This is a genomic window from Corallococcus sp. AB038B (assembly GCF_003668955.1).
Lineage (GTDB): Bacteria > Myxococcota > Myxococcia > Myxococcales > Myxococcaceae > Corallococcus > Corallococcus exiguus.
The window spans coordinates 85,641-101,041 of record NZ_RAWO01000013.1 but is presented as its reverse complement, the minus strand read 5'-3'; the positions used below and the strand labels follow the sequence as shown (position 1 = coordinate 101,041).

Sequence of the window (15,401 nt, the reverse complement as noted above, 5' to 3'; positions counted from 1 at the left end):
GGCTAGGACGCGAGCGCGTCCAGCTGGGGCCCCAGCGCGTTGAGCGCGGACGTCACGCGTCCGTTCGCCGCCGTCACTGGCTTCGCGAAGGCGCCCCCCTGAAGCTGGGTGCCAATCGCGTCGAGAGGGGAGAGGAGCTGGGGCTTCTGCCCCGTGGCCTGGGTGGAGATGGAGTCCACCTGCGTCTGGGCGCCCGTCTTCAGGCCCTCCGCGCGCTGCTTGAAGGCCGCGAGCGCCGAGTCCGCCTGGGTGGCGAGCGACGTGTCCGCGCTCTTGCGAGCCTGCTCCAGCGACGTCAGCCCGGCCGCCACGGACGTCTTCGTGCCGCCCAGCTGCGAGTCCAGCCGGCCCTTGGCGGACGTCACCTGGCCCGCCGCTGAGTCCCTCGCCGTCTGCATGGCCTGCACCGCCGCGTCGATGCCGGAGCCCACCTGCGCGTCCAGGGCCTCCAGGCGCTGGGGCACCTGCGTGTCCAGCGGCGTCACCCGGGCGGCGACCTGCTGCTTCATGGTCTCAATCTGCTGCACGCCCTGATCCTTCACGGTGCCGATCTGCGTGACGGCCGCGGCGACAATCTGGCCCACCTGGGCGGTGGCCTGCTCGATGCCCTGGAGGATGGATTGGGTGAGCGTGCCCATCTGCGTCACGGCCTGCGTCGTGGCCGTGTCAATCTGCGTCTGCGCCTGGGTCTGCACCGTCTCCACCTGCGACACGATGGTCTTCTGCACCGCCTGCAGCTGCGTGCCCACCTGGGAGGAGAGGGTGCCCAGCTGCGTGGTGATCTGCCCCACCACCTGGCTGATGCCCTGCACCGCGGGGTTCACCAGCGGCTTGGGCAGATCCGCGGCCGGGATGGCTTCCAGGAGGCCCATGGCCCGCTCCAGCAGCGACTCCAGCGAGCCGACGATCTGCTGGAAGAGGGTCTGGAGCTGCTCGAGCATCTGCGGCAGCGCTTCGAACAGCGCCATCACCTGCTGCTTGAGGGCGCTGACGGTCGCGACCAGCGTGTCCAGCGTGGTGAAGGCCGCCTCGAGCGTGGCCTTCAGCGGCGCCTTGACGGTCTCCACCGCCGTGAGCGCGCCCTGCACCACGCTGTCAATGGTGCCGCTCACCGTCTTGATGGCGGTCTCCACCTGCTTCTGCACCTGCTCGATGAGCTTCTCCACCGCCGTGAGCTGCGCGGTGACGCTGGCCACCTGGCCGCCAATCGTCTTGCCCAGCGTGTCCAGCGCCCCGTCCGCCTGCGTCTTGCCCGCCGTCAGCGACGGGGCCACCTGGGTGTCCAGCGGATCCACGATGGCGGCCGACGCGGTCGCCGCGGCCATCAGCTGATCCACCAGCGTCTTGCGCTGGCCCTCCAGCACGGACTGCTGTTGCTTGTGGGTGTCCTTCGCCGTGGTGCCCGCGTTGAGGATTTCCTGGTGCAGCGTCTTCAGCGCGCTCACGGGGTTCTTCACCGCGCCGTCCAGCGTGGAGGTGAGCTGGGTGCTCCGGCTCGTCGCCGCGTCGCGCGAGGTGGTCAGCCGCACCAGCACCGCCGCCAGCGCCGCCGTGAGGGTGGACCCCACGCCCGTGAGGTCCTGCGTGAGCTGCGAGCGCGTTTGATCAATCAGCGCGTAGCCCTGCGCGCGGCGGGCCTCCGTCTCCTCCTTGGAGCCCTTGCGCTTCGCGAGCTTCGCGTCGAAGGACTTCTTGTCCGCGTCGCACTTCTGGGCCACCTGCTGCTGGAGCGCGGTGAGCTGTCCCTGCGACGACTCCACGGACGACTTCGCCTGCGCCTCCATCCCCTGGCTCTTCGCCGTCGCTTCCTTCCCCAGTGACTCCGCCTGCGTGCGCGCCGTGGTGCTGGAGGCGGTCAGAGTCTTCTGGTGGCCCTCCACCTCCGTGGCCAGCGCATCGAAGCGGGGGGAGGGGTCCGCCAGCGTCACTTTCGTCGCGTTCACCTGCGTGAGCAGCGCTCCCAGCGACGCGCTGATGGAGGGACGGAGCGCGGCGACCTGCTCCACGACTCCCTGGGCCAGGGTCTCCACTTCGCCCTTCGCGGTGGCGAGGCGCGGCGTGATGCCGGAGCCGAAGCCCTCCACGGTTGCCTTGTGCTTCGCCACGGTGGCGCGCAGCTCGTTCATTTCAGCCCCGCGAGCGCGGCCTTGGCTTCAGCGGCGGCGCCGGAGAGCGCGCCCGTCTGGCCATCCACGCCGTTGAGCGCGCCAGTAAGTTTGGCGCGGGATTCAGCGGCCTTGCCCTTCACCTGGGCCTCCGCGGCGGAGAGGGCCGCGCCCGTCTCCTCCGTCGCCGCGTTCAACTTGGAGTTCACCGCCGCGGAGGACTCCTTGTACGCCGCCGTCGCGTCGCTCACCGCGCCGTCCACGCCCGCGGTGAGATCGCCCTTCGCCGTCTCCACCTGCGGCGTCACGTCGTACGTGGGCGTGGTGGCGGCGCCGCCGGCGTTCTCCTTCGTCTGGATGAGCAGGTGCCCTTCCGACAGGCGGATGATCTCCGTGTCGTTGGAGTTCACCCGCCCCAGGTTCCACACCGGCTTGTTGTCCTTGAAGTCGTGCGTGAGCGCCGTCTGGTTCGCGCCGCTCTTGCCGAAGAGGATCTGATCGCCCTGGCTGTCCTGGGGCATGCGCACGCCGTCGCCCCAGTCCAGGAAGCGGTGCAGCGCCGCGTGGTCGAAGTGCAGCGCCACCAGCACCCGCTCGTTCTTGTACGGCGGGAAGTAGAACTCCCCGGGGAACTCACCGGGCTCCGCAGGCACGCTCACCGTCTTGTTCCACAGGGGAATCGCCACCCGGTAGTTCGTCACGGAGGTCTTCTGATCATCCACCTGCAGGTAGATGCGGTCCGTTGCCTCGCCGCCGGGGCTGTGCATCTTGCCCTCGACGTAGATGGGGTAGCGGGGCGGCCGGTACGCGGGCAGCTCCGGCACCGGATCCGACTTCTGCTCCAGCAGCACGGACAGGGAGACCGTGTAGCCCTGCATGGTCTCCTGCTGCCCGTCGTGCGGACCGGCCTGGAGCCCCACGCCGTCGAAGGCCAGCTCCGCGACACGATGGTCCTCTCCCAGGCCCGTGAGGTCCGGACTCCAGCGGCCTCCGTCCAGCTTGAGGAGTGCCCCCGGGTGCAGCGCGATGGGCGGCACGTCGGAGAAAGTCAGCCGCAGCCGCCGCTTGCGCACGCGCAGGCGTCCCTTCTCCACGGACTGACGCTGCTCTGCCTCCGTCGCGATGGGTGTGCGCACCAGCATGTCGTGCTGGATGCCCGCCACCGCCTGGGACTGCTCCAGCGCCACCGTGGTCGCTCCGGCTCCGAAGCCGTTGAGCACCCGTGTGCTGTGACGGATGACGGGCGGCATCTCCACGTCCACTCGCGACACGTGCTTGCGGCTGAGTCCGGTGACGGTGCCCGTGGCCAGCTTCTTCGCGGAGAAGGTGTACGTGTCCTTGGGGCTGTCGTACGTGAGCACGCCGCCGCGCGTGTCCACGAACCAGAGGACGAAGTCGTAGAAGCTCGCGGCCGCGTCGTCATCCCCGATGCCCAGGCACACCAGGGCCTGCTTCGCCTCCAGCGCGTCCCAGTCGTAGGTGAGCAGCAGGCCGCCGGGCTTGTGCGCGTCCAGCAGGTCCGACAGCTTCTTCGCCGTGTGCAGCTCCACCGGGCGGTGCTGCTTCCAGAGCACGCGCGCGGGGTCCTCGAAGAGGACCGTGTACTGGCGGAAGGCCACCGCCACGCTGTCCTTGTTGCCGTGCGCGGTGCCGCCGACGCGCTTCTCCGTGACGATGCCCTGCACCACCAGCGGCGTGGGCGGAGGGTTGAAGACGCCGGACAGCGCCAGCCGCACCCGCACCAGGTCCGGCTTGCTGAACGCGGTGAACAGCGCCGCGTCCGCCTTCTCCAGCGAGGTCCAGAACGTCAGCTCGCAGCTGAAGCCCGTGGGCGTCATCCGCAGCGAGAAGTCCCGCACCTGTCCACCGGGAATGGCGAAGGCCTGCTCGCCCGCGGTGACGGTGAGCTCCAGCTTCAGCTTTTCGGAGAAGAGGAGCGTCATGCTGTTTTCACCGTGCCTTTGCCTGGACCTCTTCGCGGGTCAACGCGCCCCGGGCCTCCAGCGCGTCCATCATCGCGCGCATCACGCGCGCCTGCTGCGCCACCATGCGCTCCAGGTCCGCCACCTGCTGCGTGAGCGCCTCCACCTTCGACGCCAGCTCCACGTCGCGCACCAGCGGCGGCGGGGTGGGGAGGCGCGGGGGCGCGACGGGTTCGGCCTGCTGCGGCGGGGCCAGCTCGAAGGTGGCCTCGTCCATGCCGAAGCTCAGCGGCGTGGCGGCCGTGGAGGTGACTTCACCGTGGTAGTGGTGCCGGATGGCGCGCTCGATGGAGGACGCCGTCGCCACCACCACCTGGAGCTTCTGGCCGGAGTGGAAGGCCAGCTCCTGGAGGGACTCCACGTTGGTGGGATCCGACGTGGCCACGGTGAGCGTCTTGGAGCCGGACTCGTAGGCGATGGGGAAGACGGTGTAGCGCTCGGCGATGTCCACGCGCAGCGCCTGGAGGGCGTTCGGGACGGGGACGTGCGTGTCCAGGTTCACGGTGGGGATGGCCAGCTGCCGCGACAGGGCATGCACCATGGAGCTCTCGTCCACGACGCCCATCTGCACCAGGGTGAGGCCCAGCCGGCCGCCCCACTTGCGCTGCTCGGCGAGCGCCGACCGCAGCTGGGTTTCAGTGAGCAGGCCGGCGTCCATCAGGATCTCGCCCAACCGCCGCTTGCGGTTGGGGCCCGGGCCGGGAGGAACAGAAGGGGGAGGATTCACGGCCGGGCAGCATATCAGTGCCGGACAGTCCCCAGGCCTTCGGTGGGTCACAAACAGGCCAGGGGCACGGGGATGGGCTAGCCTGAGGCCCATGGTGCGAAGCCGAAGCGTCCTATTCGCCGCAGTCCTCGTCGCCTTCACCGCCGGTTGCGCCTCCCAGCGCCTGTCCGGCGCGGACCTGGACCGGGTCCAGCGGCCCGCCTTCATCTCCCGCATCGAGGACGGCGCGGGGCCCAAGAGCAAGGTGTTCCAGGAGGACAGCGCGTACTCCGACAAGCTCAAGAAGCTGGAGCCCAAGGAGGCCGACCGCCGGCTCACCGTGAAGCTGCAGCAGGCGGTGACACGCTTCGAGCTCTCCGAGCGCCTGCGCGTCACCACCCTGTCGCGCCTGCCGGAAGAGGCCCCCTGGACGGACGCGGTGGACCCCGCCCGGGTGGCCTCCGCGCTGGAGAGCTTCCTCGTGGAGGAGGTGCCCGCCAACGCGCCGGACTACGACTTGATGGCCCCGCTGGGCGCGGACACCATCGTGGAGTTCGTCATCCAGGACTACGGCATGCGCAGCGATGACGGGCACGCCGGGGCCTACCTCAAGGGTTACGGGCGCATGTTCCGGGTGGACGGGCGCTCGGAGCTGTGGCGCCGGCCGTTTGATCTGGACGCGGTGGAGCAGGGCGCGCAGCACCTGGATCCGTTCAAGGTCGGCAAGGAGCCGGAGCTGTTCCGCCTGGCCATGACGGCCCTGTTGGACAAGGTCGCGGACATGTTCGTGAAGGACCTGACGCCCAACCGCAAGGGCGCGGCCCCCGCGGGCAACACCGCCCCGGACACCGTGCCCTCCGCCGTCACGCCCGCCCCGTCCGAGCTCCAGTTGCCCGCGGGCGAGCTGCCGGATCCGGATGCCTAGAAGAGGGCGTGCTCCGCCAGGAGCACTCCCAGGCCCACGGCGAAGCTGAGCAACGTCACGGGCACGCCGACGCGCAGGTAGTCCACGAAGCCCATGCGGACCTTGTCGCGCGCGGCCTCGAAGACGATGAGGTTCGCCACGCTGCCCACCAGCGTGAGGTTGCCCGCGAGCGTGGAGCCCAGCGCGAGCACGTGCCACGCCAGCTCCGGCTCCTGCATGGTCGGCACCCACGCGCGCGCGAGCATCACGAACGGCACGTTGCTGAAGAGGTTGGACGCGACGAGCGTCAGGCCCGCGAAGCCCAGCGTCTCGCGCCACGGCGGCCCGGCCATCAGCGGGGAGAACAGGTGGCGGATCTCGTCCGCCCAGCCCGCCTTGTTCACCCCGTGCACGACAACGAAGAGGCTGGCGAAGAAGAGCAGCAGCACCCAGTCCACGCGCTCCAGCGCTTCGCGCGGCTCGTGCCCGGACAGGGACATCACCAGCACGCCGCCCGCGAGCGCGCTCCAGCTCATGGGCAGGCCGGCGAAGAACGCCACCACCACGCCCAGCAGGACTCCCAGCCCCAGCGAGAGCAGCCGGCGGTCCACCTCCAGCGGGGGCGGGTGCGTGTCGAAGCGCGCGGACGGCAGCTCCTTGCGGAAGAGGTAGAGCAGCGCCAGGGCGACGATGACGGTGGAGAGGATGGCGGGCAGGGCCATGTACGCGGCGAACCGCGCGTAGCCCAGGCCGGACGCGCCCTGGATCAGCATGTTCTGCGGGTTGCCGGTGAAGGTGGCCACGGAGCCGCTGTTGCTGCCCATGCACACCGCGAGCAGGTACGGCACGGGCGGCAGGCGCGCGTCCTCCACCACCACCAGCACCAGCGGCGTGAGGAACAGGCACACGGTGTCGTTGACGAGGAACGCGGACAGGAACGCGCTCACGAACGTCACGGCCACCAGGAGCAGCCGCGGCGTGTGCGCCACCTTGAGGGCCTTGGCTCCGGCGGCGCGGAAGAAGTTCGCCTGCGCCAGGTACACGGCCAGCAGCATCATCCCCAGCAGGAGGACGATGGTGTCCATGTCGATGGCCTGCTGGTTCCGGTCCGAGCTGTGACCGAAGACCTCCGCGGGCGTGACGGCCCCGGCGACGACCATCAGCGTGGCGCCCAGCAGGGCACCTCCGGGACGGTCCAGCTTGATGAAGGGCAGCCTCGCCCCGGCGATGAAGATGTAAGTGAACAGGAAGATCGCGAGCGCCACGGGCGCGGGACACTAGGGTCCGCGCCTCGGACCCGTCGAGGTCCCCAGGAGCCGCCTGCCCAGCAGGGAATCGGGCCGGCTACTGTCGGGTGGGAATGTGGGTGATGGGCCCCCAAAAGACCGCCGTGGTGGGTCCTGACGCGCGTTGTCCTTCCGGGTACACGTCTGTACAGTGGCCGGCCCTATGAAGCCCGAGAAGGAAACCGAGGCCTTCTCCGGCCCGCGCCGCACGCCGTGGTCTGGGGCTCGCGGGCTGGACGCCGTCCTCCAGGGATGGCGGACGGACCGGCAGGTGTGGCCGAACATCGTCCATGACGCCGTGACACCGGCCCGCGCTGGCGTGTTCGCGCCGATGCCAGAGGGGTTGGCTCCCCAGGTCCGGGACGCGCTCAAGCGCCGGGGCGTGGAGCAGCTCTTCTCCCATCAGGCCGAAGCCTTCGAGCGGGCCCGCGACGGTGAGAGCCTGGTCATCGCCACGCCCACCGCGTCCGGCAAGAGCCTCTGCTACAACCTGCCGCTGTTGGATCGCTTCGCGCGCGAGCCGGAAGCGCGAGCGCTCTACCTGTTCCCCACCAAGGCCCTGTCGCGCGACCAGGAAGAGTCGCTGCGCGCCTTCATGCGCGAGGCGGGCCTGGGCCACGGCGCCATCACCTTCGACGGTGACACGCCGGGGGACGCGCGCCGGGCGGCTCGCGAGCGCGCGGGCGTGGTGCTCACCAACCCGGACATGCTGCACACGGGCATCCTTCCGCACCACGCGAACTGGGCGCGGCTGTTCTCGAACCTGCGCTACGTCGTCATCGACGAGTTGCACACGTACCGGGGCGTCTTCGGTTCGCACCTGGCGAACGTGCTGCGGCGGTTGCAGCGGGTGGCGCGGTTCCACGGGGCGTCGCCCACGTTCATCCTGGCATCGGCGACCATCGGCAATCCGAAGGCGCATGCGGAGCGGATGCTGGGGCGCGAAGTGGCGCTCGTGTCGGAGAGCGGGGCGCCGTCCGGTGAGCGCCGGGTGTTGGTCTACAACCCGCCGGTGGTGAACGCGGAGTTGGGCATCCGCGCCAGCTATCTGAAGAGCGCGGTGCGGCTCACCTCGGACCTGGTGCGCGCGGGGGTGTCCACGCTGCTGTTCGGTCAGTCGCGCAACAACGTGGAGGTGATGCTCAAGTACCTCCGCGACCGGTTCGTGGAGGAGAAGCTGGATCCGTCGCTCATCCAGGGCTACCGGGGCGGCTACCTGCCGGGCACCCGGCGAGCGACGGAGGCCGCGATGCGCGCGGGCGAGGTGCGCTGCGTGGTGGCCACCAACGCGCTGGAGTTGGGCATCGACATTGGTTCGCTGGACGCGGTGGTGTGCGCGGGCTACCCGGGCTCCGTGGCGGCGCTGGCGCAGCGCTTCGGCCGCGCGGGCCGGCGAGGCATGGGGAGCCTGGCGCTGCTGGTGACGTCCAGCGCGCCGTTGGATCAGTACTTCGCGGCGGATCCGCGCGCGCTCACGGGAGCGCCGGTGGAGCATGCGCGGATTGATCCGGACAACGTGGAGATCTTGGTCCAGCACCTGAAGTGCGCGGCGTTCGAGCTGCCCTTCGAGGAAGGGGACGCGTTCGGCGACGTGCCGGTGGAGAACACCACGGAGGCGCTGGACTTCCTCACGCAGCACCAGGTGGTGCACCCGTCGCAGGCGCCGGAGGGCGGGCGGCGGATGTTCCACTGGTCCTCGGACGCGTATCCGGCGCACCACGTGTCGTTGCGCAGCGTGGGCTGGGACAACGTGGTGGTCATCGAGCGCGGCACGGACAAGACGCTGGCGGAGATGGACTTCCGCTCGGCGCACACGCAGCTGCACGAGCAGGCCATCTACCAGCACGACTCCGAGCAGTATCAGGTGGAGATGCTGGACCTGGAGAACCACAAGGCGTTCGTGCGGAAGGTGGCGCCGGACTACTTCACGGACGCGATGACGAACGTGCGCGTGAGCGTCATCCAGGAGGACCAGGGAGCGCCGCTGGGGCCCTCGCTGCACGCGGGGCTGGGCGAGGTGTCCGTCATCGAGAAGGTGGTCGGGTACAAGAAGATCAAGTTCCACACGCACGAGAACGTGGGCTACGGCGACGTGCGTTTGCCGGAGATGCAGATGCACACGTCGGCGCTGTGGCTGACGGTGCCGGAGGCGGTGGTGCGGAGCATGGATGCGCCCCGGCCCGCGGTCATCGACGCGCTGCGAGGCCTGGGTTCCGCGCTGCGCACGGTGGCGTGCGTGGGGTTGATGAGCGACCCGCGCGACCTGGGCCGCACGCTGGGCAGCAAGGACGAGCCGGACGGTCCGCCGCGCAAGGAAGGAGGCGTGGGCTTCGACCCGACGCTGTTCCTCTACGACAACGTGCCCGGCGGAGTGGGCCTGGCGGCGCGGCTGTACGATCAGCGCGAGGAACTGCTCCTGCGAGGGCGCAAGCTGCTGGAGTCGTGCCCGTGCGAGGACGGGTGTCCGGCATGCATCGGGCCGGCGGCGGGTGGGCAGCCGGGGAGCGCGCAGTCGGGGTCGCATCCGCGCAAGCGATTGGCGTTGGACCTGCTGGCGGCGCTCGGCGTCGCCGGGGTGCAGTGAGGAGCACGGGCGCGGCATGGATCTGAAGCGCAAGCTGTCCCGACTCTCCAGCGCGGGCCCCGGCAGTCAGGCCCGGGCGCCCGTGAACACCGTGGTGGAGACACCTGCGGTGGAGGCGCGCGCGCAGGACGCGGCGGTGGCTCCGATTCCGCCGGTGGAAGAGGCGGGGACGACCACCATCGCGGAGGTGCTGGTCCAGGCGCTGCGCAAGCGCATGTCGATGGACGGGGAGGGGGAACCCTCGCTCGACGCCGAAGGCACGGACGGCGGACGGGCTCCCGAGGCTGCGTTGGCGAGCGGGCTCTCCGCGCGGACGGAAGTCGCTGACCGCGCGGCCACGCGGGCGGACGGCCTCGTGGATTTGCGCGAGGAGGCGCGGCGGCGGTTCGCGGCGAAGCGCGGTGGTGCGGCGGACGGTCCCGCGGATCCCCGGGTGGAAGCGCTGCGCCAGATGCTGTCGTTCTGGTCGGAACGTCAGGGCACGGCGTCCGCTCGGAAAGCGGTGGCGCCGGCTCCCGAGCCCCGGGCGCTTCCAGTGGAGGCCCGGTCGACGCCACATGGCACGGTGCACGTGGCCGAGCAGTTGTATGCGCCGGACCACCGTCACGGCACGGCGCCAGTGGCGGCGGCGCTCGACGTGGAGGCGCGGCTGGTCGCGGGGTTGGCGCTGCATCCGGAGTTGGAGTCAGTGGACTTCACGCGGATGTTGATGCTGGACACGGAGACGACGGGGCTCGCGGGCGGAACGGGAACGGTGCCGTTCCTGGTGGGCCTGGGCTGGTTCGAGGGCCGCTCGATGCGCGTGCAGCAGCTCTTCCTGCGGCGCATGGGAGAAGAGGCGCCCATGCTGCGCCTCCTGGCCGAGCGCATGGCATCGTCGTCCTGTCTGGTCACGTACAACGGCAAGAGCTTCGACTGGCCACTGCTGCGCACGCGCTTCGTGCTCAACCGCGTGCCGGTGCCGAAGGAGCTGCCGCACCTGGACCTGCTGCACTGCGCGCGGCGCGTGTTCAAGCACCGGGGCGAAGGCGCGCGGCTGGTGCACCTGGAGTCGAAGGTGCTGGGGCATCACCGGGTGGGGGACGTGGACGGCTCGCAGATCCCGGAGCTGTACTTCCGCTTCCTGCGCGGCACGGACGGTTCGGAGCTGGTGCCGGTGCTGGAGCACAACCAGAAGGACCTGCTGCTGCTGGCGGCGCTGATGGGCGATCTGGTGCGCCGCTTCCAGTCCGAAGGCTCGGAGCAACAGGACCCCCGGGATCTGCTGGGCTTCGCGCAGGTGGCGGAGAGGGCAGGGGACGCGGCGCGGGCGCTGACGTTCGCGAAGGCCGCCGCGGAGAGCGGAGGCCCGGTGGGAATCGAAGCGCTGGTGCTGGCCTCGCGCCTCTGCCGCCGCTCGGGGGACTGCGAGACGGCGGTGGCGCACCTGCAGCGTGCGCTCACGTTCGCGAAGCCCGGACAGGGTGCGGTGCTGCACCTGTCCCTGACGAAGCTCTACGAGCACTCCCTCAAGGACCTGCCCCGGGCCCTGTACCACGCCAGACTCGCCGCCCCGGTGGAGCTGCCGGAGGACCACCAGCTCCGCCTGGAGCGCCTGGAGCGGCGCCTGTCGCGTCAGGGGGCCTGAGCGTCGGGCGCAAGGCCAGCGTCCGAGGATGCGTCCTGGAAGGGCAGGGGCAGCGGATGCGCCGGATCGAAAGAGGGTGAGACGCCAGGGGCGGCCTTCTCCATGACACCGCCGTCCGCGAAAGGGATGTACGGCTCCATCCCATCCAGGATCCGGCGAAGGATGCGGCCATCACGGCTGATGGCATACCGGACCCCGGAATCGAGTCCTGGCCGGGTTCCGCCGCATGCCGACGGGTCCATGTCGATGCGAACGAAGACGATGTCTTCACGCTGGATGACCCTGAAGACATGAGACGTGCGCCGTTCGGTGCACGCCGTTTCAGACCGGTCCGGAGGCAGATAGTCATCCACCGCCTGGGTCAGGGCGCGGAGCACGGCTCCATCCAGCACGACGGGCTGTTCGGATGTGCCGACCTGGATCGGTGCCTGTTCGAAGAACTGCGGGAAGACTATCGAACGGTCATCCTCCACCGGGGCAGCGCCCGCCACGACCCCGCGTGCACACCCGGCGGCGATCCCCAGAAACAGCAACACGGCCGCCTCACGGCAACGCATCACGCAAGCCCGGGAACCACGCGACGAGCAACCGCTGCGTGCCCAGTTTCACGTAAGCCCGGCCCGACTCGCCGTCCTGGTACACGCGCTTCTTGCCGTCACGCTCGTAGGTCCGGGCCGGCACGTGCGCCCGGATCAGCACCGCGCCTTTCGGGTACGCCTCGGCTCGCCGCTGCACCTTCGCGAACTGGAGCGACTCCTCCGGGCCCTCCACCTGCTCGATGACCGTTTCCAGTGGTTGGCGCATGTCCGGCATCTGGAACTCCAACGTCATCCCCGGGGCCAGCTCCGACCGGTACTCCTCCGGGAACAGCACGTTGAGCGACGGCAACACGTTCCGGTTCATCAGGGCCGCCACCACCTGGCCCGCCTCCACCTGGGCCCCCTTCGTCACCGCCACCCGGCCCACCATTGCCTCCAGCGGCGCCACCACCTCCGCTGCCCCGGTCGCCGTCTCCAGCCGCGCCACCACCTGCCCGGCCTTGACCTTCTCGGTCAGCCCCACGTCCACCGACATCACTCGCCCCGCGGCCGGAGCAGGGACGTCCACCCACTCGCCCTGCTGGAGCAGCACCTGCCCCCTCGCGGACCGGTCCACCCGCACCATCCCCGCGAGCACTCCCAGCGTCACCACCGCTCCCACCGCGCTCCAGGTCCATGCCCGCCGTGAAAAGCGGGGCGTCGGCTTGGGAGGGGAGGAGACAGGCATCGGAGGGGATTCAGGCCGCGGATCCATGTGCGGAACAGGATGATCCATCCCGGCCTCCCTGCGCCAGGACTGGTTGGAACGCGGGATTCACCGCGAGGCCTTCAACCGGGTCCCTGAAACTTGACGGACGCGCACGCCTGCTCGCCCTACAGGGATGTATCCCTGCATCACCCCGGGGCGCCTTGTGCCATGCTGCGTGCGCCTCGTGGATTCTTCCTTCCTCAGATTCGGGTCCCTGGTCCTCGCCGGACTCCTTGCTCCGGGCGCGTTCGCGGCTGAGCCGACGCGCGAGGAACAGGTGCGTGCGGAGCTGGAACGCCAGCTGCGCGACATGGTCCCCGAGTCCCCCTCCGAAGTGCAGGTGCTCTTCGCGGGCTTCAAGCCCGAGGACGGCTACCGGCTCGTGGAGACCGACTTCCTTCTGGATGGCGAACCGCTCGCCGTCCCGGGACTGGAGGAGCTCAACGCGCCCGGTGTCCATCGGCTCGCGGTCCTGAAGGTCGAACCCGGCGAGCACACCCTCGTCTCGCGCGTCACGTACACCAACGGCTCCTGGAGCCTGTTCAGCGAGACCAACGGCTTCCTCTGGAAGATCACCGCCTCCGTCGGCTTCCAGACCCAGCGCGGCCTGCGCGTCGTGGTGAAGGCGTCCCCCAGCGTCGTGCCCAACGCGCCGGATCCGCGCCTCAAGCTCAAGCTCACCCACGCCGTCACCGCAGAGATGATCAAGCCTCCGCAGGACGAGCCCGCCGTCGTCACCGCGCCGCCGCCAGTGAAGCCCGCGCCCGTGGATGCCGGCGTCCCGGTGAAGGTCGTTCAGCCCACGCCGCCGCTGGACGCGGGCGTGAAGCCCACGACGACTGTCGTCTCCGTGACGCCGCCTGTGGAGCGCCCTCCGGTGGCGCCTAGCCGCCTGCGCCTCCAGGTGACGTCGAAGAAGCCCACCTCCGCCACCGCCTTCGTGCGCGGCACGGGCGAGCCCCTGAAGCTCACCGTGCCCGGCAAGAAGCCACAGGACGTGCCCCTGTCCGCGGGCGCGTACACCGTGGACCTCATCGCCGACGGCTTCCTCGCGCAGACGCGCCAGGTGGAGCTGGCCGCCGGGGCGGACTCGTCGCTCGCCTTCGCGCTGGTGCCCGCGCCCAAGGCCGCCAAGGCCGCCAAGGTGCAGGAGGGCCGCATCGAGCTGCCCGACCCCCTGAGCTTCGACGAGAAGAAGCCCGTGCCCACCAAGGCCACGCTCGCGGGCCTGGAGCTGGCGGTGGACCTGCTCGTGCGCGACCCGAAGGCCCGCCTTCGCGTCGAGGGCCACACCGACTCGCGCGAGGTCCCCGAGCCCGCGCGCCAGAGCCTCTCCGACGCCCGCGCCCGCGCCGTGGCCGACATGCTCGTCCGCGCCGGCGTTGCCCCGTCCCGCGTGGAGGCCGTGGGTCTGGGCGACCGCAATCCCAAGGCTCCCAACCTGATTCCTCGCGGACGTGAGCTCAACCGCCGCGTGGAGCTGGTGCTGCTGCGTCCCTGAGCCTTGAGGTTGCTGGAGGGCTCCTCTAGCGTCCCGGGCGTTCTTCGCCAAAGGGACGCGCGATGCCTCGCTACGAGTTCACGGAAGGCAGCTCCAGCAAGTTCTGGGAGATCACCCTGGAGGGCACCACGCTGACCAAGCGCTGGGGCCGCATCGGCACCGACGGCCAGGAGAAGGTCGAGGAGTTCGACTCCAAGGCAGAGGCGAAGAAGGCCTACGAAGCGCAGGTCCACGAGAAGGAGCGCAAGGGCTACACGCTCGCCGAGGGTGGGGACAGCGACGGCGCGGAGGCCACCGCTGAGTCCGCCGTCAACCCGGACCTGGAGGCCGCCATCCTCGCGAAGCCCGACGACGCGAAGGGCTACCTCGCGTACGCCGCCTGGCTGGAGGGAGAGGGCGATCCGCGCGCCGAGCTCATCCGGCTCCAGCACTCCGCGCTGGACGTACCCGCGGCGACGGCCACGGCCACGCGCAAGAAGGTCGCGAAGTTCATCGAGGACCACTCGGGAGAGCTGCTGGGCGAGTCGCTGGCGGAGGCCGTCTCCGACGAGACCCTCAAGCTCGAGTGGCACCTGGGCTACATCCGCGAGGCCCGGCTGGGTCAGGTGGACTACGACTCCACGGCGAACATCCCGGACCTGCTGGCCGAGCTGCTGGCCCATCCGTCCGCGCGGTTCCTGAGCCGCCTGACCCTGGGCATGGCCAACTTCGACGGCGAGAACGATTACGACGAAACGCTGGAGGTGCTCGCGAAGGCGAAGCCCGCGCCGCCGTTGCGCTCGCTGTTCATCGGCGACTTCGAGTTCCCGGACGAGACGGAGATCTCCTGGACGCAGGTGGGCGACATCAAGCCGATCTACAAGGTCTACCCCCAGCTCCAGGAGCTGCGCGTGCGCGGCGGTGAGATCGGGTTCGGGAAGATCGACCTGCCAGAGCTGCGGTCGTTCACCGTGGAGACCGGAGGCCTCGACCAGGGCACGGTGAAGGACATCGTGAAGGCGAAGTGGCCGAAGCTGGAGTCGCTGGAGGTCTGGTTCGGCCAGGAGAACTACGGCGCGAGCGGCGGGGTGAAGGACCTCAAGCCGCTGCTCGACGCGGAGGGCGTGCCGGCCCTGCGCAAGCTGGGGCTGCGCAACTCCGAGTTCACGGACGAGCTGTGCGCGGCGCTGCCCAAGTCGAAGATCCTCGCTCAAATCGAAGAGTTGGATCTGTCCATGGGCACGATGACCGACGCGGGCGCGGACACGCTGGCCCAGAACGCCAAGGCCTTCGCGCACCTCAAGACGCTGGACGTCACCCAGAACTTCCTCACGAAGGCGGGGCAGAAGACCGTGGCCAACGTCGCGAAGTCCGTGGCGAGCGGCAACCAGCGCACGCCCTACGACGAGGAGTCGCGCTACGCCGCCGTGGGCGAGTAGC

11 protein-coding genes are annotated in these 15,401 nt (G+C 70.1%); 5 read left to right on the top strand and 6 right to left on the bottom strand.

Annotated features, from left to right (window positions below):
- Positions 1-2: 2 nt before the first annotated feature.
- Genes D7Y04_RS34795 through D7Y04_RS34785 form a run of 3 tightly spaced genes read right to left on the bottom strand, consistent with a single transcriptional unit; the run spans position 3 to position 4,814 of the window.
- Positions 3-2,126, bottom strand: coding sequence for a hypothetical protein (locus D7Y04_RS34795; RefSeq protein ID WP_121762111.1), 2,124 nt, complete (start codon positions 2,124-2,126; stop codon positions 3-5).
- Positions 2,123-4,048, bottom strand: coding sequence for a hypothetical protein (locus tag D7Y04_RS34790; protein WP_121762110.1), 1,926 nt, complete (start codon positions 4,046-4,048; stop codon positions 2,123-2,125). Before D7Y04_RS34790 ends, D7Y04_RS34795 begins: the two co-directional genes overlap by 4 nt.
- Before the next feature lie 7 nt (positions 4,049-4,055).
- Positions 4,056-4,814 carry a general secretion pathway protein GspE gene (locus D7Y04_RS34785; protein WP_233601720.1) on the bottom strand — a complete coding sequence of 253 codons (759 nt, stop codon included), beginning with the start codon at positions 4,812-4,814 and terminating at the stop codon, positions 4,056-4,058.
- Between the two features lie 91 nt (positions 4,815-4,905).
- Between D7Y04_RS34785 and D7Y04_RS34780 the strand changes: the two genes are divergently transcribed.
- Positions 4,906-5,718, top strand: coding sequence for a hypothetical protein (locus D7Y04_RS34780; protein WP_171807475.1), 813 nt, complete (start codon positions 4,906-4,908; stop codon positions 5,716-5,718).
- Here D7Y04_RS34780 and D7Y04_RS34775 read toward each other — a convergent pair.
- Positions 5,715-6,962 carry an SLC13 family permease gene (locus tag D7Y04_RS34775; protein ID WP_121762108.1) on the bottom strand — a complete coding sequence of 416 codons (1,248 nt, stop codon included), beginning with the start codon at positions 6,960-6,962 and terminating at the stop codon, positions 5,715-5,717. The genes D7Y04_RS34780 and D7Y04_RS34775 overlap by 4 nt on opposite strands.
- 184 nt (positions 6,963-7,146) lie before the next feature.
- Between D7Y04_RS34775 and D7Y04_RS34770 the strand changes: the two genes are divergently transcribed.
- Entirely contained in the window at positions 7,147-9,567 is a 2,421-nt protein-coding gene (locus D7Y04_RS34770) for a DEAD/DEAH box helicase (RefSeq protein WP_172817829.1), read from the top strand.
- Between the two features lie 16 nt (positions 9,568-9,583).
- Positions 9,584-11,194 carry a ribonuclease H-like domain-containing protein gene (locus tag D7Y04_RS34765; RefSeq protein ID WP_121762107.1) on the top strand — a complete coding sequence of 537 codons (1,611 nt, stop codon included), beginning with the start codon at positions 9,584-9,586 and terminating at the stop codon, positions 11,192-11,194.
- On the opposite strand, the gene D7Y04_RS34760 is transcribed toward D7Y04_RS34765, so the two are convergent.
- Both D7Y04_RS34760 and D7Y04_RS34755 read right to left on the bottom strand, forming a co-directional pair.
- Entirely contained in the window at positions 11,182-11,730 is a 549-nt protein-coding gene (locus D7Y04_RS34760) for a hypothetical protein (RefSeq protein ID WP_121762106.1), read from the bottom strand. The genes D7Y04_RS34765 and D7Y04_RS34760 overlap by 13 nt on opposite strands.
- Positions 11,731-11,737: 7 nt before the next feature.
- Positions 11,738-12,460, bottom strand: coding sequence for a biotin/lipoyl-containing protein (locus D7Y04_RS34755; protein WP_158627637.1), 723 nt, complete (start codon positions 12,458-12,460; stop codon positions 11,738-11,740).
- A 298-nt stretch (positions 12,461-12,758) separates the two neighbouring features.
- Here D7Y04_RS34755 and D7Y04_RS34750 point away from each other — a divergent pair, with 298 nt between their 5' ends.
- Both D7Y04_RS34750 and D7Y04_RS34745 read left to right on the top strand, forming a co-directional pair.
- Positions 12,759-13,982: an OmpA family protein gene (locus D7Y04_RS34750; RefSeq protein ID WP_233601719.1), complete on the top strand. Its 1,224-nt coding sequence runs from the start codon at positions 12,759-12,761 to the stop codon at positions 13,980-13,982.
- 62 nt (positions 13,983-14,044) lie between these two features.
- Positions 14,045-15,400 (top strand): WGR domain-containing protein, encoded by a 1,356-nt coding sequence (locus D7Y04_RS34745; protein WP_121762104.1) that lies wholly within the window; start codon positions 14,045-14,047, stop codon positions 15,398-15,400.
- Position 15,401: the final 1 nt, after the last annotated feature.